The organism is Streptomyces sp. 3211.6 (assembly GCF_003634815.1).
In the GTDB taxonomy this organism is placed as follows: Bacteria; Actinomycetota; Actinomycetes; order Streptomycetales; family Streptomycetaceae; genus Streptomyces; species Streptomyces katrae_A.
Genome location: NZ_RBXC01000001.1, coordinates 170,061 through 191,603, shown reverse-complemented (window position 1 = coordinate 191,603; position 21,543 = coordinate 170,061). Strand labels below are relative to the sequence as shown.

General features: G+C 71.9%; 18 protein-coding genes and 5 pseudogenes. 12 read left to right on the top strand and 11 right to left on the bottom strand.

Going from position 1 to position 21,543, the window contains the following annotated elements; all coding sequences use genetic code 11:
- Window positions 1-56 precede the first annotated feature (56 nt).
- Window positions 57-152, top strand: a pseudogene (locus BX286_RS37985) (IS5/IS1182 family transposase); the annotation flags it as partial.
- A 14-nt stretch (window positions 153-166) separates the two neighbouring features.
- Here BX286_RS37985 and BX286_RS00870 read toward each other — a convergent pair.
- Complete coding sequence (locus tag BX286_RS00870; RefSeq protein WP_237293238.1) at window positions 167-709, bottom strand: SMI1/KNR4 family protein; 543 nt, start codon at window positions 707-709, stop codon at window positions 167-169.
- Window positions 710-867: 158 nt separating this feature from the next.
- Between BX286_RS00870 and BX286_RS00865 the strand changes: the two genes are divergently transcribed.
- The 3 genes from BX286_RS00865 to BX286_RS00850 all read left to right on the top strand — a co-directional run bounded on the left by BX286_RS00865 (window position 868) and on the right by BX286_RS00850 (window position 2,808).
- Window positions 868-1,101, top strand: a complete 234-nt coding sequence (locus BX286_RS00865; RefSeq protein WP_311736904.1) for a hypothetical protein — start codon at window positions 868-870, stop codon at window positions 1,099-1,101.
- Window positions 1,102-1,935: 834 nt separating this feature from the next.
- Entirely contained in the window at window positions 1,936-2,223 is a 288-nt protein-coding gene (locus tag BX286_RS35965; RefSeq protein ID WP_123995174.1) for a hypothetical protein, read from the top strand.
- 216 nt (window positions 2,224-2,439) lie between these two features.
- Complete coding sequence (locus tag BX286_RS00850) at window positions 2,440-2,808, top strand: DUF6191 domain-containing protein (protein WP_148710236.1); 369 nt, start codon at window positions 2,440-2,442, stop codon at window positions 2,806-2,808.
- A gap of 28 nt (window positions 2,809-2,836) precedes the next feature.
- On the opposite strand, the pseudogene BX286_RS00845 reads toward BX286_RS00850, so the two are convergent.
- Window positions 2,837-3,684: pseudogene (locus BX286_RS00845) on the bottom strand (IS5 family transposase).
- Between the two features lies 1 nt (window position 3,685).
- A pseudogene (locus BX286_RS00840) lies at window positions 3,686-4,568 on the bottom strand (IS5 family transposase); the annotation flags it as partial.
- Window positions 4,569-4,584: 16 nt separating this feature from the next.
- On the opposite strand from BX286_RS00840, the pseudogene BX286_RS00835 reads away from it, so the two are divergent.
- From BX286_RS00835 to BX286_RS00820, 3 genes and pseudogenes are all read left to right on the top strand, one after another.
- Window positions 4,585-4,932, top strand: a pseudogene (locus BX286_RS00835) (MerR family transcriptional regulator); the annotation flags it as partial.
- 326 nt (window positions 4,933-5,258) lie between these two features.
- The gene (locus tag BX286_RS00825) at window positions 5,259-6,218 is read left to right on the top strand and encodes a MerR family transcriptional regulator (RefSeq protein ID WP_121014315.1); all 960 of its coding nucleotides are present in this window, start codon (window positions 5,259-5,261) and stop codon (window positions 6,216-6,218) included.
- Between the two features lie 15 nt (window positions 6,219-6,233).
- Entirely contained in the window at window positions 6,234-6,455 is a 222-nt protein-coding gene (locus tag BX286_RS00820; RefSeq protein WP_079431392.1) for a hypothetical protein, read from the top strand.
- 86 nt (window positions 6,456-6,541) lie between these two features.
- On the opposite strand, the gene BX286_RS00815 is transcribed toward BX286_RS00820, so the two are convergent.
- Window positions 6,542-7,102 carry a TetR/AcrR family transcriptional regulator gene (locus BX286_RS00815; RefSeq protein ID WP_079431393.1) on the bottom strand — a complete coding sequence of 187 codons (561 nt, stop codon included), beginning with the start codon at window positions 7,100-7,102 and terminating at the stop codon, window positions 6,542-6,544.
- Window positions 7,103-7,216: 114 nt separating this feature from the next.
- On the opposite strand from BX286_RS00815, the gene BX286_RS00810 reads away from it, so the two are divergent.
- Both BX286_RS00810 and BX286_RS00805 read left to right on the top strand, forming a co-directional pair.
- Window positions 7,217-7,354: a hypothetical protein gene (locus BX286_RS00810; protein WP_237293239.1), complete on the top strand. Its 138-nt coding sequence runs from the start codon at window positions 7,217-7,219 to the stop codon at window positions 7,352-7,354.
- Window positions 7,351-7,674, top strand: coding sequence for a multidrug efflux SMR transporter (locus BX286_RS00805; RefSeq protein WP_079431394.1), 324 nt, complete (start codon window positions 7,351-7,353; stop codon window positions 7,672-7,674). Before BX286_RS00810 ends, BX286_RS00805 begins: the two co-directional genes overlap by 4 nt.
- Before the next feature lie 18 nt (window positions 7,675-7,692).
- Here BX286_RS00805 and BX286_RS00800 read toward each other — a convergent pair.
- From BX286_RS00800 to BX286_RS36275, 6 genes and pseudogenes are all read right to left on the bottom strand, one after another.
- A pseudogene (locus BX286_RS00800) lies at window positions 7,693-7,950 on the bottom strand (DUF2267 domain-containing protein); the annotation flags it as partial.
- 48 nt (window positions 7,951-7,998) lie between these two features.
- Window positions 7,999-8,445, bottom strand: coding sequence for an Hsp20/alpha crystallin family protein (locus BX286_RS00795; RefSeq protein WP_261993284.1), 447 nt, complete (start codon window positions 8,443-8,445; stop codon window positions 7,999-8,001).
- Window positions 8,446-8,638: 193 nt separating this feature from the next.
- Window positions 8,639-8,953 carry a phospholipase A2 gene (locus BX286_RS00785; protein ID WP_121014314.1) on the bottom strand — a complete coding sequence of 105 codons (315 nt, stop codon included), beginning with the start codon at window positions 8,951-8,953 and terminating at the stop codon, window positions 8,639-8,641.
- A gap of 9 nt (window positions 8,954-8,962) precedes the next feature.
- Window positions 8,963-12,250, bottom strand: coding sequence for a DEAD/DEAH box helicase (locus BX286_RS37215; protein WP_121014313.1), 3,288 nt, complete (start codon window positions 12,248-12,250; stop codon window positions 8,963-8,965).
- 83 nt (window positions 12,251-12,333) lie between these two features.
- Entirely contained in the window at window positions 12,334-12,597 is a 264-nt protein-coding gene (locus BX286_RS37210; protein ID WP_237293240.1) for a hypothetical protein, read from the bottom strand.
- A gap of 719 nt (window positions 12,598-13,316) precedes the next feature.
- A complete protein-coding gene (locus BX286_RS36275; protein ID WP_187344053.1) occupies window positions 13,317-13,634 on the bottom strand; it encodes a hypothetical protein in 318 nt (105 codons plus the stop codon).
- A 390-nt stretch (window positions 13,635-14,024) separates the two neighbouring features.
- Between BX286_RS36275 and BX286_RS35960 the strand changes: the two genes are divergently transcribed.
- The 3 genes from BX286_RS35960 (at window position 14,025) to BX286_RS00760 (ending at window position 19,796) form a co-directional block, all read left to right on the top strand.
- Window positions 14,025-14,246, top strand: a complete 222-nt coding sequence (locus BX286_RS35960; RefSeq protein ID WP_123995172.1) for a hypothetical protein — start codon at window positions 14,025-14,027, stop codon at window positions 14,244-14,246.
- Between the two features lie 347 nt (window positions 14,247-14,593).
- Window positions 14,594-14,989 (top strand): trypco2 family protein, encoded by a 396-nt coding sequence (locus tag BX286_RS00765; protein WP_079432176.1) that lies wholly within the window; start codon window positions 14,594-14,596, stop codon window positions 14,987-14,989.
- 1 nt (window position 14,990) lies between these two features.
- The gene (locus BX286_RS00760) at window positions 14,991-19,796 is read left to right on the top strand and encodes a tetratricopeptide repeat protein (RefSeq protein ID WP_121014312.1); all 4,806 of its coding nucleotides are present in this window, start codon (window positions 14,991-14,993) and stop codon (window positions 19,794-19,796) included.
- A gap of 673 nt (window positions 19,797-20,469) precedes the next feature.
- Here the strand turns inward: BX286_RS00760 and BX286_RS00750 are convergent.
- On the bottom strand, window positions 20,470-21,357 hold the full coding sequence (locus BX286_RS00750; protein WP_079431400.1) for a DUF4232 domain-containing protein: 888 nt from the start codon (window positions 21,355-21,357) through the stop codon (window positions 20,470-20,472).
- Window positions 21,358-21,543 lie beyond the last annotated feature (186 nt).

Here is a 21,543-nt window from a genome sequence, read left to right as displayed (position 1 = left end):
AGGCACGTCCGGTTCTGAGGGGGCCGGGTCACGGCGACGTGCCCCGGCTACCCGACCAGTGGCGCGGCCTGGCCACTCGTTACGACAAGACGGCTACGAGCTACCAGGCAGGGCTCCACCTCGCGGCCATTCTGATCTGGTCAGCGAGGTGATCCCAAGAGCCGGCCTATGAGCTGGAGCGAGAGGACCCGCCCCAGCCCGGCGGCAGCAAGTCCCAGGAGTCGTAGCGAAGCCACTCGCTGAACGTGACTGGGCGGGCGCTGCCCATGTGATCGAGCGACAGCGGGATGATCAGGTCACAAGTGGCGCGACCATCCCACCACACCGTGCCTGCGAGTGGACCGGTGACCGCCAGCAGAGTGTAGAAGCCGCAGCCGTTGTCCTGCAGGGTCACGGCTCCGGCGGTCTTCTGCTCTTCGAAGACCTCGCATTCCCTGTCCCAGGCCTGCCAGGCATCCGCGTGGTCCGGCTCGTTGGTGAAGTCCTCCAGGCAGGGTTCGCGTGCATCCAGTTCGGCGTTCGCGTCCACGTATGAGTCGGGGTGTGGAAAGGGCAGGGGCAGCAGCTCCGCCAGGGGCTGACGATCCGCGCCCCAATCCCAGCCCCACTCTCTTCGACAGGGCCGGAACACCCGCTTGGCGGGCTTCGCCGCCTTGAGGTACGCGCGGTAAGCGGCCGGGAAGGACACACCGAGCTCGTGCTCGGCCATGACCAGCTCTCCCTCTGTCAACGGCGGGGACACGGACTGACGATGCATGGTGTCGAGCCTAGAGCTGACCGAGCTGTGCGCACCACGGGATGAAACGCACTCTGCCCCACCTCTGCACGTCCGTCGGATGATCCGCAAGAAACGGCCTAGGCGAGAACGTGATCCTGGCCGACACCGTCACTGGCTCCGTCGCCCTTCTCACTCCGAAGGGTGACGGATGGGACGTACGCGAAGGTGGACCGGTCCGGCTGTGGGAACGGATCGAAAGCGTACTCACCGCCTATGATGTGGCTGGCCAGCCGGGACCGGAGACCTTCACCCTGCACGTGCACGATGCCGGGCAGCACCTGAGCCACCCCCAAATGCCCGGCATGCCGCTTCCCCGTCCGTGAGCTGTGAGACGCTTCCAGGATGGGAAAGCACCGGCGCCCCGGCCCTCCGAACCAGCCGTCTCGTGCTGTGCCGCGTGTGGACGCAAACGACCCGCTCGCCTCGTACAACAAGCGCCGGCGTGCACCGATAGATGTCTACCGGCGCCCGGCCGGTGGGGGGTGGAGCGGGCCACCTTCGGCCGGACGAGCCGCGTGTCCTGGAGGAGTGGGATGGCTTCGCCTACGCACGCTCCAGACCTCGCCGCGGCCAAGCAGTGGATCAGCGAGCTCACGGGCGGTGGCGGGGCCTGAGCGTCGGGAGCAGGGTGCGGGAGCCGAGGTTGTACGGGCGCTCTGCCCTTGCGGGAGAGGCTCCTCGAACTGACAGCGGAACCGGTGTGCGGCCAGGTCCGGGGGTGGAGTCGGCAGGGCGGGCGACCTGGCAGGGCCTCGGGACCGCGATGGGCCATATCCGCTGCACTCGCACACCTTGAATGGATCGGGGCTTTTCGGCCACACTTCCCATAGGGCTTCCGTGCTTGGGGGTTTGGCGTGTCAGGTCGCGGCGTACGGATCGGCATGGCGGTCGCCGCCATGGTCATGCTGTCGGGGGCAGCCGGCTGCATCGGGGACGAGGCCCCGGGGCCACCGTCGGGGGGCCAGGGCCCTGTACAGCAGGGGGAGGGGGGCAAGTCCCCCGCGAAGTCCCCGGGCAGTTCACCGCAGTCGGGCGGTTCTCCGGCGAAGACCCCCACGTCGCCGAGGACGACGGAGCCGCCTCTTGGGGACATTTACATCCGCCGCACCCTGGAGCCGGAGAACGTTCCCACGCGGGACGGCGAGAGGGTCGCGTGTGTGAGCGGCATTCAGGCGGGGGTACAGATCAAGCCCGGTGACGTTAAGGCCACTTGGCGGGCGGTGGCGCTCACACACCCGCTGGCCAACACCGCGGAGCTGCCGGAACGGGGCGACGCGAAGGGCGTGCTCGTCACCCCCCAGGCTGGCACGCTGGAGCCCGGCAGGAGCGCGGACATCCACGTGGGCGGCACATTCGACAAGGACCTGAAGTCCTTCTACCTCGTGATCCAGAACGGCGCCCGCACCACCACGCTCACCATGCACTACACCTGCATCGTCAACTGACGGGGCCCCCGGCTCACTCGTACCGGCCCAGCGGCGATTCACGCTCGTGTTCTGCTGGTGATCTCGTCGGGACTCGGTGCCACTCCACTGTTGCGGCCCGTGCGGCGTGCCGGACAGCCGATGAACGTGCACACATGCTGGCCTCGGCCAGCACCCTGCCTTGTCGAGACGCCGTGTGGCTAGTGACTGGTTCCTGTCTGACAAATGATCTCTCGGGTGGAACGCCTGGGTCACGCCGTGCGTTGTCAGCGCATGCTGCGCTTACTCACAAGCCCGCTCGTCGTACTCGTCATCGTGATACCGCTGTTCCTGCTGGCGTTGTTGCGGAAGGTGATTCAGCAGGGTCAGCAGCGGGGTTGGCTCCCCGGCCGTTTGGCGGAACGCGAGTTCGGAAGCAGAGGTGTGGGTGCGACCGCCACCGAAGAACTCCATGCCCTGATCTATCCGAGCAAGCGGGTCCAGCTGGAACAACGCCGCATCGCGCTGGTTCTACGGGATGACGAGCAAGACGGCGCTCCCAAGAAGACAGGGATCGATCTCGATGCAGGCACCGCCCGGATCCACCGAAGTGGCCGGTCAGCCTGAGCTGGGGAGCGACGCTCGGGGCAGGAAGTCACGAGTCGCAGTGGCGGAGCCACAGAACGAGTGAGGCGAGCCGCAGCCCGGCCTCGTAGCGGGCGGCAAGCTTGTCGAACCGGGTCGCAACGGAGCGCAACTGTTTCAGTCGGCTGAAGCACCGCTCCACAACATTGCGGCCCGTGCAGAGATCTCTGTCAAAGGCGGGGCGACGGCCACCGTGAGTGCCGCGCCGATGCCGGTTGGCGATCTGGTCGGCGCGTTCAGGGATGGTCGCACGGATGCCTCGACGTCGCAGGCGGGTACGAATGGCGCGGGAGGAATACGCTTTGTCGGCCAGCACCCGGTCGGGCCGACTGCGGGGCCTCCCGGCGGCAGTGCGGGGCACGCGGATCGCGTCCAGCACCGCGCCGAAAACCGTGGCGTCGGCGGTATTGCCTGGCGTCACAACAACGGACAAGGGCAGGCCGCGACCATCGACGGCCAGATGGACCTTAAGTGGTCAGCCCGCCCCGGGACCGGCCGAGGGCCTGCCCCGCCGCCGAGCGTGGCGGAGTTTCCAGTTTGTCCTTGCCAGGGTCCCTTTTTTACGGGCTCCATCGGCGTGCTGGTGAGCCCGGTTGATGGTGGAGTCCACCGACACCGTCCAATCCACGCGCCCCACGGCGTCATCCCGGACCTGGACATGCTCCAGCAGCTTGGCCCAGGTGCCATCGGCCTCCCAGCGGGCGAAGCGTTCGTAGGCGGTTTGCCAGGGCCGTATCTCTCGGGCAGATCGCGCCATGGCGCGCCCGTTCGCAACCGCCACAACACGCCATCGATCACTTGACGGTGATCTCTCCACGGCCGACCCCGCCCATCCGCCGCCGGGAGCAACGGTTGTATCTCGGAGCCAGAGGATCAGCGAAGCCAGGACGTCTCCGGTCCGGTAGCGGTCGGCGAGCTTGTCGAACCTGGTCGCGATCGCGCGGAACTGCTTGAGGCGTGCGAAGCATCGTTCGACCACGTTGCGGTCGCGGTAGACGTCCTTGTCGAAGGCGGGCGGCCGGCCGCCGAGGCGCCCTCGGCGCCGGCGGTTGGCCGCTTGGTCGCGGCGCTCGGGGATCGTGACGGCGATGCCCCGACGCCGCAGCAGGCGCCGGATCGCCCGGCTGGGGTAGGCCTCGCCCAGGACCCGGGCCGGTGTCGTGCGCGGGCGGCCGGCGCGGCTCGCGGGACGCGGATCCCGTCGAGGACCTGGCCGAACGCGGTGGCATCGTTGACGTTGCCGGGCGTGAGCACGATGGACAGGGGCAGGCCCCGGCCGTCGACGGCGAGGTGGACCTTCGTGGTCAGCCCGCCTTGGGACCGGCCGAGGGCCTGGCGCGTCTGCGAGCGGCCCGGATCTTCCAGTTCGTCCCCGTCTGCGGCCCCTTTTTACGTGCGTCGTCGGCGTGCTGGTGGGGCAGGTTGACCGTGGAGTCGACAGCGACAGTCCACTCGACCCCGCCCACCGCGTCGTCACGGACCTGCACATGCTCCAACAGCCTTGCCCACCTGCCGTCCGCCTCCCAGCGGGCGAACCGCTCCTAGACGGTCTGCCACGGCCCATACCGCTCCGGCAGGTCCCGCCACGGAGCCCCGGCCCGCAACCGCCACAGCACACCATTGACCACCTGCCAGTGATCACGCCACGGACGGCCACGCCCGTCCACCTGCGGCAACAAGGGCCCTATCCGCTCCCACGCCACGTCCGTCAACCCACCTCTACCTGCCGCAAGATCAATCATCAGACACGCCTTAGGCCGGTTCTGGCTCACGCGCGACTACCTGCCCGAGTTCGCCGGCGTCCTCGCCGGCTTCCCCTCGCTCGCGGGGATGGCCGGCGCCATCGGCGCCCGCGCCGAGCCGGTGCCCATCCCGTGGGACTGCGCCGACGGCCGGTTCGACGCGTACCGGCGCCGCCCGGGAGCGTATCTGGAGGATCACGTGCGCCGTGCGGTGTCGGTGTGGACGAGGGGCGGGCCAGAGGCCGAGCAGCGGGCGGTGCGCAGCCTCGGTGACGACCTCCGTTCCGGCCGGTGGGCCGAGCGCAACAGCGACCTCGCCGACCTCGACGCGGCAGATCTCGGCCTCCGCTTGCTCATCGCTTGAAGGGACACCGGTCCGGCCTGACCCGGGTTGCTCCTCCTCGTCACCGCCCTCGGGCGCGTCGACCGCAACCCGCGCCGCCACGGCCGGCGCGTCCTGCCCGGGGGCGGCCGGCGGGGCGCCGAGCGGTTCGCAGGCGAGGGTGCGGGCGATCCACGGGGACCCCGACGCGGCGTCCGCCAGGCGCAGACACCAACGGCTTCGCCGCGGGCCTGGCGGTCGTGGTCGACCACCGCCTGACCGACCGCGAACCGGTAGCGGCTCACCGGTGGCCGCCCCGCCCGCCCGGGTGTTGAGCCTCCCCCCAGGGGAGACATCATGCTAAGGGCATGCACAGCGACAGCGAAACGCTCTACGGCATCGGAGAGCTTTCCCGAATCACCGGCCTGACGGTGAAGGCCATCCGGTTCTACTCCGATCGCGGCATCGTCCCGCCCACCGGCCGGAGTCCCGCCGGCTACAGACTCTACGGCCCCGACGCGCTCGCACGCCTGCACCTGGTCCGCACGCTCCGCGATCTCGGAGTCGATCTGAGCAGTGTGCGCAGCGTGCTGGACAGGGAGACATCCCTGCCTGACGTCGCGCAAGCACACGTGGACGCGCTGGACGTGCAGATCCGCACCCTGCGACTGCGCCGCGCGGTCCTCCACGCAGTCGCCCGCCGTGACCCCACCCACCTGGAGATCGACTTCATGCACCGACTCGCGGCACTCTCCCAGGCACAACACCGTCGCCTGTTGGCCGACTTCGTTGACGACACCTTTCAAGGTGTCCGCTCCAACCCGGAGTTCGCGGGCCTGATGCGCTCCGCCGTCCCCCAGCTCCCTGACGATCCGACGCCCGAACAGGTCGAGGCCTGGTTGGAGCTCACCGAGCTCTGCGGCGACCCCGACTTCCGTGCGGCGCTCCGGCAGACCGCCCAGGAGCAAGCACAGACGCCGACGGTGCATGACACCATGGATGCGCACAACGCTCTCGACGAGGCGATGCGCGCGCGCATCGACGAAGCCGGATCCGCAGGGATTCTCCCCACGGCGACGCGGACGGCCTCGGTCGCGGACACACTCGCAGGCCTCTACTGCCATGCCTTCCACGACGCGGGCGACGATGATCTACGCCGCTGGCTCCTCGCTCGGCTGCAGCCTGCCACTGATCCGTACTGCGAGCGCTACTGGCAGCTCGTGGCAACGGTCAACGGCTGGCCACCGTCACCCACGCTGGCCCCCGTATACACCTGGTTCACCACCTACGGGCGCCGCCGTGCTACCGCCACGGCAAGCACGTCCTGACGCACGGAGGGTGACGTGAAGTACCAGCTCGTACAGATCCTTGGGTTGGCCCTCCTCGTCGTGGGCGGGCAGGGGGCGATACGCCAACTGATCGACCCTGGCAACGCCGGCTTCCTCAGCTGGCTGCCGGGCGGATTCCCCGCCACGATGACCGTCTACATCGGCATCACCGTCGTCGGCGCCACGCTGGCCGCCTGGGCCCAGGGCCGCACGAGGGCAGCCAAGCCCGAAAGCTAGGCCGGTACGCCTCTCGCGGGCCATCGCCGAACGCTGGTACCGGGCCTGGCCCGCGCACGCCCTGCCGGCACGGTCCGCCGGCTCGTTCAGTCGGCGGTCAGCGCGCTCGCCAGCCGCCCCAGCGCCGCCTTGATCCGGTCCGGCGTCACCCCCTGTGCGCGCTGCTGGAGGAAGACCTCCGGTGCCAGCGGCGCGAGCAGGGTGTCCACCAGGGCCTCCGGGTCGGGGACGCCGGACTCGCGCAGCAGGGCGAGGACGTGGGCGCGCCAGAAGCCGTACGCCCCGACGGTGAAGCGCTTCTCGCCGGTCTCGGCGCCCAGCACGAGGTGGCCGTGGCTCTCCAGCAGGCCGACCATGGCGGCGTAGAACGCGGTGAGCCGCTCGGCCGACGGCGCTCCGGGGCCCAGTGGGGGAGCGCCGTGCAGCAGCTCTTCCTGCAGGCGGCGTTCGTGTTCGTCGAGGAGGGCCGCGGCGATGGACGTGACGTCCGGGTAGCGGCGGTAGAGCGTGCCGCGGCCGATGTCGGCCGCCCGGGCGATGTCCTCCATCGTGACCGTCCGCGGATCGCCGGCGGCGAACAGCTCGGCGGCGGCGGAGAGCACCTTGGCCCGGTTGCGGGCGGCGTCCGCGCGTTCCCTCGTCCCCATGGGACCTCAGCCTACCGGAATAAGTGGACGCCATGTCCGGTTGAGGCTCTCATCCGGTATAACCGGACGCCGTGTCCGGTTAATGTTCCGGCCGATAGCGAGGGGACCCCCGCCATGACCACGCTGCTGCACCTCGATGCCAGCGCCCGCCGCCATTCCTCCAGTCGGGAGGCGGGGGACGCGGTCGCCGCCGCCTGGCGCGCCTCCCATCCGGGTGGCGTCGCTGCCCGCAAGACGGGAGCCTCCCTGTGAACTGGCTCCTCCTCGTCGCCGCCGGGCTGGTGGAGGTCGCCTGGTCGCAGAGCATCAAACCGACGGCCGGGTTCACCCGCCCGCTGCCCACGCTGCTCTGCTTCGCGCTCGCCGCCGTCGCCGTCTACCTGCTGTCCCTGGCGATGAAGGGCCTGCCGGTCGGCACGGCCTACGCCGTCTTCACCGGGATCGGCGCGGCCGGCGCCATCACCCTGGGCATCGTGGTCCACAAGGACCCGGTGTCCCTCGGCCGCCTCCTCGCCCTGGCCCTGATCATCGGCGGCGTGGCACTGTCCCACGCCACCGCCCCGGCCGAGTGAGGAGACCGGTACCGGCGCTCAGGCGGCGGGCTGGGGGCGCAGGAGCTGGGCCTGGCCGAAGAGGAGTGCCCAGCCGTCGGGGAGCTGGTGGAGGATCCGGGCGAGGAGGTCCGGGCCGGCGAGGCGGGCCAGGACGGTCAGGACCGTTCCGGCTTCCCAGCGGGCGGTGGCCGGGGTCGCGTCCGTGCGGGTGGCGAGGTCCTTGACGAAGGCCCAGCCGGTGAGCCGCCGGGCGTCGGGGAGCCGGGTGTTGAGAGTGAGGGCGGCTTCGAGGGGAGGCTGGGCGCTTCGTCCTCCGCCCGTTCGGGCGGGCTCGGATGCGGGTCAGCCGGAGATCTGCTTGCGGTCGCCGGCGCCGCTGATGGCGATCTTGCGCGGCTTGGTGCGCTCGGCGATCGGGATCCGCAGGGTCAGGACACCCGCTTCGCAGTCGGCGTCGATGTACTTGGCGCCGAGGGTGTCGGCCAGCATGATCTGGCGGGAGAACACGCCCAGGGGCCGCTCGGTGAGCTCCCTCTGGATCTGGTCCGACTTCGCGTTCGGCCGGCGCTCGGCCTTGACCGTGAGCATGTTCCGCTCGACGTCGATGTCGATCGCGTCCACGGCGACACCGGGGAGGTCGAAGGCGATCACGTACGCGTCGCCGTCGCGGTAGGCGTCCATCGGCATCACGGACGGCTTCGACCACGTGCCCGGGCCGGTCAGCTGCTGGGTGAGGCGGTCGAGCTCACGGAAGGACTGCTGGAGCTCGATGACCCGGGTGCTGCTCACCTACGAGCAGGTACGCGCGTACGGGCTCCCGGCGACCGAAGGCAGGAGCGGCGACCCGAGGCGGCCGGCCTTCGCCCGCCGCCACGGCCTCGACCCCAGGCGCCCGGTGCAGTGGGAGGTGGAGACGCTGGAGCCGGACGAGCTCCAGCGCCTGGTCGTCGCTGCCGTCGAGTGTCGGGTTCTGCTGTGCCGGTCAGCCGGCTATGACGACCGCCGCCCAGATCTTGTTGATGGCCAACTGGCATTCCAGGTCGTAGCCGGGGGGCTTCGGCGGGCTGTAGGTGCCGGTCCTGGCCGGGCCGTACTCGCAGGCCCGCTGCAGGTCCTGCCGGAACACCGCGTCGACGCGGCTCTTCGGGCTGTCGGTTCCGATTCCGGTAACGCCGAGGACGCCGTTGCGGAAGCCTTCTTCGCCGAGGGCGTCGCGGTAGTTCTGGTAGCCGAAGTCGTGCCGGTCGCAGGCGCTCTTGAAGTGCATGCCGAATTGGCCCAGCGAGTCGCCGATCACGTTGCAGCCTCAGCTCCGGCCGTCCTCCCCGCGGACCCGGGCCTGCCACCGGTGGCACGGCAGCGACTCCGCCAGGGTGTTGAAGAAGCGCTGGTCGCGCCATCCCTCGAGGTTGCCGATCACGAAGAGGCGGCGTTTCGCCCTGCTCACCGCGACGTTGAGGAGGTTCGGCTGTGACGCCGCCCAGGCCCGGGCGCCCGGGCGGCGCGGGTCCGTGCCCAGGACGAGGATGACGACGTCCGCTTCCTTGCCCTGCGTGGTGTGCACCGTCCCCACCCGGTCGGCCGGCATCAGGTCCCGGCACGCCCGCCGGGCTCCCGCCACCACCTGCCGGAACGGACTGATCACGAACACGTCCTCCGCCAGGTCTACCCCGCCCTCGTCCCGCAGCCGCTCCAGCACCCGCCGCAGTGCCCGCCCCTCCTCCGGGATCCAGTGTCCGTCCGCCTCCGCCCCGGCGACGTCGACCCAGCTGCTGCCCGGCCGGTACACGTACGCCTCACGCGGCGGGGTGCCCTGCACCATCAGGCCGTCGTAGGCGACGGCGTTGCTGATCGAGAACATCGGGTCGTCGCACCGCCGGTGCACCCGCAGCGGGGCCCCGACCCACACCTCGTGTGCGCCGTCGGGCAGTTCGGCGGGCAGCAGCGTGCCGTAGCGGTTGGCCCGGTCGGCGAGCTGCTGGACCGACGTACGGCCCGGCGCCCACTCCTCCGCCACGCCGAAGTCCTCGCGCAGCGCCCGCTGCGCCGTCCACGGCAGGACCACGACCGGCTCCAGCTGCAGCGGGTCGCCGACGACGACCGTACGCCGCGCCCGCCACATGCCGCCCACCGCCATCTGCGGCGCCGCCTGCCCGGCCTCGTCGACGAACAGCCAGCCCAGGGACTCCGCGCCGAGCCGCCCGAAGACCCGGTCCAGCGAGGCGAAGGTCGTCGACACCACCGGCACGACGAGGAACAGGCTCTGCCAGGCGGCCCGTACGTGCGTTTCGGGCACGGTCTTCGGCACCGAGCCGGCGACGGCGTCCATCGCCGCCATCAGGTTGGCGTACATGGTGCGGGCGGTGCAGCGCAGGAAGGCCTGGTGGAGGCCGAGGGCGGCGAGGAACACCTCGGTCCGGGCCCGCGTGATCTCGGGGTCGGACCAGGGCGCGGCGAGCTCGCGCGCCGCGTCGTCGGTCAGCCAGGAGTCCTCCGGGACGAACCCCTCCCAGCGGGTCCGGGCCGCGGCCAGCGCCTGGTCGGTGCGCTCGGCGTGTGCGAGCGCCGCCCGCTGCGCGTCCTGGCGGGCGCGCAGGACCGCCGCGGCGGCGCCCACCGCCGTCCGTACGCCGTCCACGTGCGCCTGCGCCGCCTCGCGCGCCTTGCGGGCGTCGGCGACCAGGCCGGCCGCCCCGGCTTCGTCGGCGTGCCAGGCCCGTGCCGCCCGGCCCATCGTGAACAGGCTCACCGAGAAGCCGGGACGGCGGGCCAGATGACCCTGGTGCGCCTGCTCGGCATCGGCCAGCTGCTGCTGGGCACGGGCCAGAGCCGCCTCTGCGCCGGGCAGGTCCTCCCGTACGCGGGCCAGCGCCGCCGCTTCCCGCTCCGCGGCGAGACGCGCCCCGCGCAGGGCCTCGTACGCCGCGGCCCGCCCGGCGTACGCGTCGGCGGCCGCGGCACGCTCGTCACGCAGCCGCTCGGCCTCGGCCAGCGCGGCCTGGAACCGCTGCTTCGCCTCGCGCCACACGCCGCTCTGCGGGGTGTCGCGCCACTGGCGCATCAGGTGGGAGAGGCCGCTGCCGCTGTCGATCCACGCGTTGCGGGGCCGGGGCCGCCGCTGGGGAGGGACCGGCGGCGGGGGAGGGGCGTCGGTGTCGGTCTGGCGGTACTTCCCGTGCCAGAAGCGGTTCACGAACTCCATGCGGTTGCGCTTGCTGCCGAGCCTGGCCGCGACCGCGCCCCATGCGGGTTCGCCCTTGAGCAGGCGGGTGGCCTGCTCGGCGAAGTAGTCGGCCTCCTCGCGCCACTGCCGGCCGAGGGCCGCGCGGGCGGGGATCTCGGTGGAGATGTTCTCCACCGCCCCGTTGTTGGCGGAGGCGACGACCATCTCGAAGCCGGTGAACTCCGGGCGCAGGGGGGTGACCGTGCGGGTGTAGTCGCCGCTCTTCCACACGTACGGGTCCTGCTGCGCGAAGGCTTCGGAGGGCAGGCGGAGCCCGGCCAGGCGGCGGGCCCGCTCGACGACGGCCGCGGCGAAGCAGTCGCGCAGCATGGTGGTCTTGCCGGTGCCGGGCGGGCCGTTGACGGCGAAGAGCCCTGCGGCGGGGGCCAGCTCGGCGTGCACGGCGTTGACCGCGAACTGCTGGCTCAGCGCGAGCGGGTGCTCCGCCTCGGCCGGCCAGCGGCCCGCCGGGGTACGGGCGGGGGCCACGCCGGCGAGGGCGGCTTCGGGGTGCAGGCGCAGGTCCACCCGGCGGGCCTGGTCGAAGGCGGCGCCGGGCGTGAGGTAGGCGGCGAGCCCGGAGCCGGGGTCCTGCCGCGCGAGCGCGCCCGCGACGCGCTCGAGGTCGGCGGCGATGAAGCTGTTGAGGAAGTCCTGCTGGTCGGCGTCGCCGGAGTGGTCGGCCCGTACGGCGACACTGCGCACCCGCACCCCGACGGGCTCCAGCGCCGCCTCGACACCCCAGGCCCGGGCCAGCTCGCCGGTGAACTCCAGCAGCTGCCCGCCGCCGACCACACCTGTCCCGACGGCGACCTCTTCCTCCTCTTCGCCCTCGGGGGCCGGCGCCCCGTCGGGCTCACCGAGCGCGGCGGCCCGCTCGCCCCAGGCCTCGGCCTCCTCCTCGAACCCGTCGAGCCATCCCGGGCGGCCGGGGCCGGGGGAGAGGGCGCGGCCCGTGGCCCAGGCGCAGGAGGAGAAGACGGGGGAGTCGAGCAGCAGCCGGCCCTCGTCGGTCACGGTGAGGGCGAACAGCGCGCTCTCGCCGTCCATCCGGCCGTCGTGGTCCTCGCCGCTCTCCCCGAACACGCGGAGCAGGGTGTCGCGCACGGCGGCGAGGGCGTACGTCCCGCCGTAGACCACGTGCTGCCAGTCGTACCCCGGCTCCAGCGGGACGGAGCGCAGCGGATGCCCGGCCTCCCAGGGCAGGGGTCCGTCCGCCTCGAGCGGGTACACCCGGTCCCGCGCGGACAGCGCCGGCACCTTCTGCGGGCTGAACAACTCGACCGCCCGCCAGTACCCGACGACCCCGCTCCGCCGCCCCCGCTCGCCCCCGGCCCCCACCACGTTCCGCTCCCCGCAGTCGATGATCACGTATGGGGAACCCTACGGGGCGAATGACGCCGCATCAGGCGGTTGGGCGGTTGGCCCGTGCGCGGTGGGGGCGCGCCGCCGCGTCACCCACCGGCCGGCCCGACGGCCACCGGCACGGAATGCGCCCGCATATGGCCGGCTAGTACCTCCATCTCCACGAGCGTCCCGAGGAGACCGTCCGCGACGAGCTGCGCGGCGCGCGCCCGCGCTTCACCGAGGGACAGGCCGTCGCCCGCGTCGCGCAGGGCCTTGAGCACCGGGACGAGGCTCGGCAGGTCCGAGGACAGGCGCAGCCGGGTGGGCCCGTGTTCCCGCAGCAGGGCCTGCCGTATGTGCTCGGGGGTCACGGGGCCGGCGCCCTGCTCGCACCACCCGTGAGGACAGCCCTCACACCGGCCTTCGGCGCCCCAGCGGAGCCGGCCGCGGTCGAGGAACTGACCGACGTCGCAGACGGTGGTGCCACCGCAAGCGCTGCACCGTCCCCTGACGTGTACTCCTTGGGTGATCAAGGGGCTCTCCTCGGATGTCACGATGCGATGCCGGGGACCGATCTTCGCTGAGAGGGCACGGGGTGGTCGAGTGGGGCGGTCGGCGGGGTCGGGTCTCCGCGGAGAGCACGGACCGCGTCAGGCCGTTCTGGGCGCTGAGGAATCCGCTCATGTGGCGCACGCTTCGAACGGCAGCCGCAAGGGTTCTGTGCGAAGGGGCCTGGCTTGCAAGGCTGGGTGCCGCGGCCGACTGAGGAGATGCCCGAATTGCCGGTATCGGTGAAAGTGCTGCAGAACGCCATCCGCGCCACCTAAAGTAGCAGGTCAGTTAGCCTGCTCCCCGCACCCGCGGGGATGACCCCCTCGACGCCAACCTCCACGCCCCGCAGTGGCGCGACCGCATCTACATCGTTTCACCCGGACCGGCATCCAATGCCGGACCTCCGCCCCCGCCCCCTGGCCTGGTGCGCAGGATGCGACGAGGACGTCGAAGCCGTCCAGGCCTGGCGCAAGGGCCGCACCATCGGCAAGTACGGCCGCCAGTACGACTACCGCTGCCGGAACTCCCTGGTCGAGCCCTACACCCGACCGGCCGCCGCCGCGATCGACTGGACCAACCTCGGAACCAGGATCGGTGACAGGAAGCGCCCCCTGGCCGCCAAGACGATCAGCCGCATCGAGAAGGGCCTCCCCGAGTACCCGCAGCGCGCCAGCCTCCTCACCCTCAACCACACCGGCCACGACGGCCGCGCCATGCTCTCCGAGCACACCCCCTCCCCTCCCGCACCCGCAAGGTCGGCGAAGGCCTGCTCGTCCCCAGCCGCCACGGCATGCTCGTCCCGACCGGCGGAAGCCGGAACGACACCACCGCCAACCTCACCCTCGCCCAGGTCCACATCCACATCCACCCCGACGAACCCGGAGTCCTGGGCCTCCAGCTCGGCCGCGAAACACTCTGGCTTCGCCCGCGACTGTCAGCCCTCCTCCAACGACTCGTCCATGAACGCCGCCTTCTGGCCGCGCCCCTCAAAGACCAGGAGACCCCCTATCTCCTTCCCGGCCTTCGCCCCTCTGGCTGCGCAGGGCTTCTCCAACAACGGGTGTTTGCGGCTTCCCGGAGCGCTTCACGATCACCGACGTTCGGAATGTCTAAACAAGCACCGGAGCGCTTCCAGAACTCAGCAATAGGTTTCTCGCCGCCGACGGACCGTTCCCAGCGGTGACCAACGAACGTTGCCGGCTGCCGGCGATAGAGTCACCCCTCCCGCCCGCTCAGCTCGAACACGTTGCGACGACGCCTCCAGAGCCTCGGTGTCCCCAGCGCCGGCAAGGCATGCAACGGCGCCTGGCTCGCACTCGTCGGAGCGGTCCACTGGAAGATGCTCGCCGACCTCCCGGGCACCGCCGACGGCACCGCACACCACCGGCACACATGGAACGGCGGCGACCGCGCCGGCTACATCGCCGGCCGCCTCCGAGCAGCACATGACCCGGATGGCCCCGAGTGAGCCCTTTCCGGTGAAGTCGGTGCAGGTGAAGACCGTCGCGCCAGCGCCCTTCCGCCTCGGGCCAGGACGCGCCGCCCGCGGCAAGTTGGCCGCGGGGGAAGGAAGGCGGGAGCTCGGCGCTTCTCCCGGTGCACCAGGGTCGGCACCGCCGGTCCCGCAGGGGTGGACAGTTGGCCGTTCCCGAGACGAGCGGCCCCTTCGCCAGCAGACTGGTACGCGTCGACGGCCCAGCGGGCTCTTCTCCTTTGAGGGGTCGGTCTGTTGAGGCCGTCGTGGGCGGGCCGGATCGGTTGTGCGCCGCGATCACCACGGTGTGGGGCGGGCACGGAGGGGTGGGGACGGTACGGATGGACGAGATCAGTCTCAGTGAAGCGTTGTGGCAGTTGCGGTCGGAGTTGTACCAGGCGCAGACCGACGGCGCGGGACAGCAGTTGAGATTCGAAGTGGAGAAGGCGGAGCTGGAGCTGGAGGTCGAGTTCCGGCGGGACGGCGCCGGCAAGGTGACGGTGTCCGTCGGCGCGCTCGGCGCGAAGGGCGAGGCCGAGGCCGGAGGGGCGCGCGGGGCCGTCCGGCGAGAGCGGCTCACCCTCACCTTGAACGTCCTCGACGAGGCCCTCGGCCCCGGTCAACGCTTCCGGGTCGAGCGCGGTGTCTCGGTCCGCAGTGCGTACGCCGGGGCACCGGACCCCGCCTACGGCTCTCAACCGTCCGAGCCGCTGCAGCCCGAGCCCTGGGACGAGTGACATGGATCCGAGGAGACTGGTACTGATCCGTGTAGGGGGCGCACCGAACGGCACCGGCTACCTGATCGGGCCCCGGCTGGTCCTGACGAGCCTCCACGTCGTGCGCGACCGCGAACCGTGGTTGAGCGTGCGCGTCGGGCATCCGGTCCTGAGCACGAAGCTGCACCGGCGTGGCGTCCGCGTCTGCTGGCCCACTCCCCGCGACCACGTTTCCGACACCATGGACGTGGCGCTGCTATGGCTGGACAAGCCCGTTGATGTCGGCGGTTCCGCGCCCGTGCGCTGGGGCCGGCCGGCCGGGGCCGCGTTGTTGTCGTACGAGGGCCTGGGCTTCCCGTCGTTTGCCGGCGACGGCGGGGAACCGCAGGTGGAGCACCTGCGGGGCGAGCTGCCCCCGGCCGGTACCTCCAGGACCGGCGGGGGATGGGTCCTGGACACCCCGATCTGGCCCGAGCACCGGAGGGGACGCAACGGCGCGTCGTGGGCGGGGGTTTCGGGCAGCGCCGTCTTCTGCGAGGGACGGCTGGTCGGTGTCGTCACCGAAGCCGACCCGGCACTCGGGCATCGCCGCCTGCACGCCCAGCCGGTCCACCCCCTGTTCGAGATCCCGCGGTTCGCCGACCTCCTGTCACGGCACGGAGACCGCCGGATCATGCCCGACCTGGAGTCGGTCGAAGCCACGAAGGGCCCGGTCCAATGGCCGGTCCTGGAGGGCAATCTCCCACCCGAACCCAGTGCTTTCCAACCGCGGACCGCGGTGTGCGAGGTCATCGACGACGCGCGGGAGAAGTCCGGCACCGTCGTCCTGTCCCAGGTGCTGGCCGGCCAGGGCGGGGTCGGCAAGACCCAGCTCGCGGCGCATTACGCCCGCCGGGCCATCAACGAGGGCACCGACCTGGTGATGTGGGTGGACGCCACACGGCCGGCCGGTGTGCTGGAGGCGTACGCCCGCACCGCGGTGAAGGTGCAGGTGCCCGGGGTCGGCGGACAGCCGGAGACCGTCGAGCAGGACGCGGCCGCGTTCCTGGCCTGGCTCGCCACCACCGAGAGGTCCTGGCTGGTCGTCCTCGACAACATCACCGACCAGACCCTCGGCGACCTGTGGCCCGCCACGAGCCGCGGCGGGCGCGGACGGGTGATCGCCACCAGTCGGCTGCGGGGGGCCGCGGCCAGCGACGCCGGGCGCGCACTCGTGGACGTCGGCGTCTACTCGGCTCCCGAGTCCGCCGCCTACCTGCGTGAGCGCCTCGAAGCCGCCCGCTGCTCCCACCTGCTGGACGCCGGGAGCGCCGATCTCGCCGAGGCGCTTGGGCACCTGCCCCTGGCGCTTGCCTACGCGGCCGCCTACATGATCCAGCGGCGGCGCAGCAGCAGCCAGTACCTCCAGTCGTTCCGTGAGCGCGGCCGGTCCTTGGAGGAGGCCCTACCGGGGCGCGACGGCGTCGACGGCTACCACCTGTCCGTCGCAGTGGCCCTTCTGCTGTCCCTCGACGCCGTCCGGCAGGAGGATCCGCTCACCGTGCACGCGCTGGTCCTGGCCTCGCTCCTCGACCCTGCCGGCCATCCCGAGGACCTGTGGGCCACCGTGCCGGTTCTGGAGCACCTCGCCCGCGCCCGCGCCGGAGCGGTGGGGGGCGAGCGCGCCGCGGTCGAGGACGGGCGCGGTGCCGTGCGACGGGTGCGAGAGGAGGACGCGCTCGACGCCCTGGCCGTCCTGCACAACTACAGCCTCCTCACCCTCACCGAGAAACCGAACCGGCAGGTCACCATCCACGCGCTCACCGCCCGCGCCACCCTCGACACCACCCCCGTCAGCGAGCGCCCGCACTGCACGGCCGCCGACGCGCTCCTCGCCCTGTGGCCGGGGGAGGAGCACGAGGACCACGCCCTCGCCGTCGTCCTGAGGGCCAACACCGAAGCGCTACGGGGGAACGCCGGCGGACTCCTGTGGCACTTCGACCGTGCCGACCCCCACGCCCACCACCTGCTCTTCCGCTACGGCGCCAGCCTCCTCGAAGCCGGCCTGGCCGCCGCCGCCACCGCCCACTGGAACCAGCTGGCCATCGACGGCGAGCGTCTCCTCGGCCCCGACCACCCCGATGCACTCCGCGCCCGCGCCCACCTCGCCGTCGCGTACAGGCAGGCCGGACGCTTAGACGACGCGGTCTCCACCGGGGAGCGGGCCCTCTCGGACCTCGAACGGCTCCTGGGCCCCGACGACCCCCACACCTTGGCCACGCGCGGCAACCTCGTCCTCGCCCACCAACAGGCCGGACATCTGGATGATGCCGTGGCCATCGGGGAGCAGGTGCTCGCCGGCTACGAGCGCCTCCTGGGCCCCGACCACCCCGACACCCTCACGGCGCGGGGCGTCCTGGCGCTCTGCTACGAGCAGGCCGGGCGCACCACCGAAGCCGTGCCGCCTCTGGAACGAGCGGTGGCCGACAACACGCGGCGCTTCGGCCCGGACCACCCCGAGACCCTCGCGGCGCGCGGCAACCTCGCCCTCGCGCACCGGAAGGCCGGGCGCACCGCCCACGCCGTCGCCCTGCTCGAACAGGTGGCGGTCGACTGCCGACGGGTGCTCGGCCCCGACCACCCCCACACCCTCGGCGCCCTCGGCAACCTCGCGGACTCGTACCACGAGGCCGGACTGAACGAGCAGGCGCTGGCCGTCAAGGAGCAGGTCCTCGCCGACCGCGTACGGCTCCTGGGACCCGACCACCCCGACAGCCTCACGGCCCGGGCAGGCCTCGCCCTGTCGTACTTCCGGGCCGGGCGAACGGACGAGGCCGTCCGCCTCGAAGAGGAGGTGGCGGCCGACAGCGTGCGTGTCCTGGGCCCCGACCACCCCCATACCTTCATGGCCCGTGGCAACCTGGCCTCGTCCTACCGACTGGTCGGGCGCGGCGACGAAGCCGTCGGCCTCCTGACGGAAGTGGCTGCCGACCAGGTACGGCTCCTGGGCTCCGAGCACCCCAGGACCCTGACCGCGCGCACCGATCTCGCCGCCCTGCTCGTACTCATGGGCCGCACCGACGAAGCCGCTTCCCTGCTGGGGCAGGTGATGGCCCACGCCCCCGACTCGCTCGCCGCTCGCCGCGTCCTCGCCTCCTGCCACCGACACGCCGGACGGACCGGGGAGGCCCTCGCCCTGCTCGAGCGGCTCGCTGCCGACTGCGTCCGTTCCCTGGGTTCCGACCACCCCGACACCATCGGCGTCCGTGCTGAACTCGCGCTCTGCCATCTACAGGCCGGCCACCACGCCCAAGCCGTCACGCTGCTGGAACAGGTGGCGATCGACCGCACCCGTATCCTCGGCCCCGACCACCCCGACACGCTTTCCGCCCGCGGCAGCCTCGCCCTGGCCCACGAGGAGGCCGGAGACATCGCCCAGGCCGTCTCCCTGCTGGAACGGGTGGCGGCCGACAGCGCGCGCGTCCTGGGCGCGCACCACCTCGACACCCTCGCGGCGCGGAGCAACCTCGCCACGGTGTACCAGAGCGCCGGGCGCATCACCGAGGCCATCGACGTCGGGGAAGAAGTCCTCGCCGAAAAAGCGCGGCTCCAGGGCACGGACCACCCCGACGTCCTCACCACCCGCGGCAACCTCGCCCTCGCCCACCTGGAGGCGGGGAACATCGCCCAAGCCGTTTCCCTGCTGGAACGGGTAGTGGCCGACAGCGCGCGCGTCCTGGGCCCCGACCACCCCGAAAACCTCACCGTCCGCGGTAACCTCGCCGAGGCCTACCAACAGGCCGGACGTCTTGACGATGCTGTGGACATCGGGGAGGAGGTCCTCGCCGACAAAGTGCGGCTCCTCGGCACGGACCACCCAAGCACCCTCACCACCCGCGGCAACCTCGCCGCGGCCTACCACCAGGCTGGGGACACGGCCGAGGCCATCGACATCGGGGAGGAGGTCCTCGCCGACAGAGAGCGGCTCCTCGGCACGGACCACCCCGACGTCCTCACCGCCCGCAGCAACCTCGCCGCGGCCTACTCCCAGGCCGGGCGCACCGCCGACGCCACCGAGCTGCTGGCACAGGTGGTGGTCGACCGCACGCGTATCCTCGGCCCCGGCCATCCCGACACCCTCGCCGCCAGTAGCAGCCTCGCCAGCTGCTACTGGGACGCGGGGCGCGTCGATGAAGCCATCGCCATGGAGGAGCAGGCCCACGCAGGCAAGGTACGGGTCCTGGGCCCGGAGCATCCGGAAACCCTGACCACCCTCAGCAACCTCTCCCTCTCCTACCACGGCGTCGGCCGCAACGACGAGGCCATCACCATGGGAGAGCAGGTTCTGGCCACCCGCCGCCGACTCCTGGGCCCCCACCACCCGGACACACTGCTCTCGCACGGCAACCTCGCCCCCTTCTACCGCCTCGCCGGGCGTCTGGAGGAGGCCGTCACCGTCGGAGAGCAGGTCCTGGTCGCCCGCAGTCGGATCCTGGGCCCCCACCACCCCCAGACCCTCACCGCCCAGGAAGGCCTCGGGGTGTCTTACCGGCTCGTCGGGCGCCTCGTCGAGGCCATCGCCGTGGGAGAACAGGCCCTGGCCGCCTGCGACCGGGCCCTGGGCCCGGACCATCCCCAGACCTTCACCGCCCGCCACCACCTCGGCTCCTCGTACCGGCAGGCCGGACGCACCGACGAGGCCATGAGGCTGTTGACGTCCGTCGTGGAGGACCGGACCCGCATCCTGGGGCCGGCGCACCCGGACACGGCGCAGGCACGGGCGGAACTGGCAGCAGTACTGGGCGAACGGGGGCGTCCCCAGCGGCCCTCCGACACAGACGGAACCTGACGCCCCACCAACCCACGACGGCAAACCGCCCCGGGCTCCTGACGTCCAGGGGCCCGGGGCGGTGCTGTCCGCTCACCGTCCAACCGGGCACTCGAACGGCACATCCGGGAGGAGCAGAACGGAAGTTGACCCTACGTGACTTCCGGGGGCCACCCGAACGAGAGGTCTGCACTTCCATGGCTGGGAAGTCCAAGCCGTACGTGGACCCATGGAGCGTCCCCCGACCTGATGATGCGTAACCACCGCCAACGCGCTTCCTCCAGGACAACCTGGGGCAGCGTCTGACCGCGCGCATCGCCGACATCAACGACCCCAAGCAGGTCGGCAAGTGGGTCTCGGGCGACCCCGCCCCCCGCCCCGATGCGGAGGACCGCCTGCGCGCCGCACTTCAGGTCTTCCAGCTCATCCAGGACGCGGAACGCCTCCACACGGCCCGAGCCTGGATGATCGGCATGAACCCGCAACTGGACGACGAAGCACCGGCCCAGTGCATCGCCGACGGCCGCATGCGCGACGTGATGGTGGCGGCCCGCGCATACGTCGACGGCGGCTGACCTACGCCTGCCGCGCTGCTCCGGGACCCCGCGCCTCCTACTCGTTCCCTGGACAGACGGTTCTCGGCGGCCGGTGAGCCCACGAGCCGGTGAGCCGGGTGCAGATTCCGGACGGGGCTTTAACCGGCCGGGCGTGTCCAGGCGCGGACGGCCAGCAGCCCGGTCGTGCCGAGGTCGAGGTGGGGCGTCACCACCACAGGATCCGCGCCCTGTACCGCCCGCACCCTGACGTACGGGACGTCGACGGCATCCCCGGATCCGGTGGTGTTGCGCCACATCAGCCCGGAAAGGGCGCTCTCACCCGGCTTCAGGACCACCGGGCGGGCCGGCTCGTCGAACCCGGTGCCGGTGGCGATGCCGCCGCTGCCCTGCACGATCCGGACGCCCTGGACGGGTGAGCGGTTCTTGTCCAGCAGCTCAAGGAGCGGGTAGCCGTCGAGTGCGTAGTCGCTCTTCCCGCAGTTCTCCAGGTGCAGGCCCACCACCCGCAGGCCCATCGCGGCGTCGCCGTCGTCGGCGGTGACACGGATGCCGGAGGGCGGGCACTGGCCGGCCTCGGGTGGCGCTTCGGCGGCGGGCACCTTGGTCACCTGGGACACCTTGACGCGGGTCACCCCGCCCGCCCCAGGGGTGCCCCGGCCCAGCCGGACTGTGCCCCGCACGGTTGCACCGGGGGCGACCGAGCGCACCGTCTCCTTGGTGTTGGCCATGACCTGACCGCCGTCGGTGGTGAAGTCGAAGAAGATCGTGTAGGCCAGCGCCTCCGTGCCGCCGTTGGTGACTTCGTAGGCCGCCGTGATGCCGGGGCCGCCGGCGGGGAGGGGGTCCGCGTGGACGCTTGACCCGTCGGAGCCTGGGCCCGGTTGGGCGGAGGGAAAGGTGACCGAGGTGATCCGGACACCGTCCTCGGGCACGCGCGTGGTGGGTGGCCGGGCCGCCGGGGCGCCGCACGCCGTGAGCAGCAGGAGTGCGGTGAGGGCCGGCAGAAGGGATTTGGTTGTGGGCATGCCGCCACCCCATCAGGGAGGCCTGTGCCGGGCCATGGTGTGGGCCACACTCCCCGTCACAGGCGTGTCACGGATGGCCGTCGGCTGAGGCCCCGCCGCGGCCCGCGCGGGCCCCGGTTCCCGGTTCCCGGCTGACCGGCAGCACTGCGGACATCGCTGCCCCCTCCCCGAAGCGTCCTGCGTGCG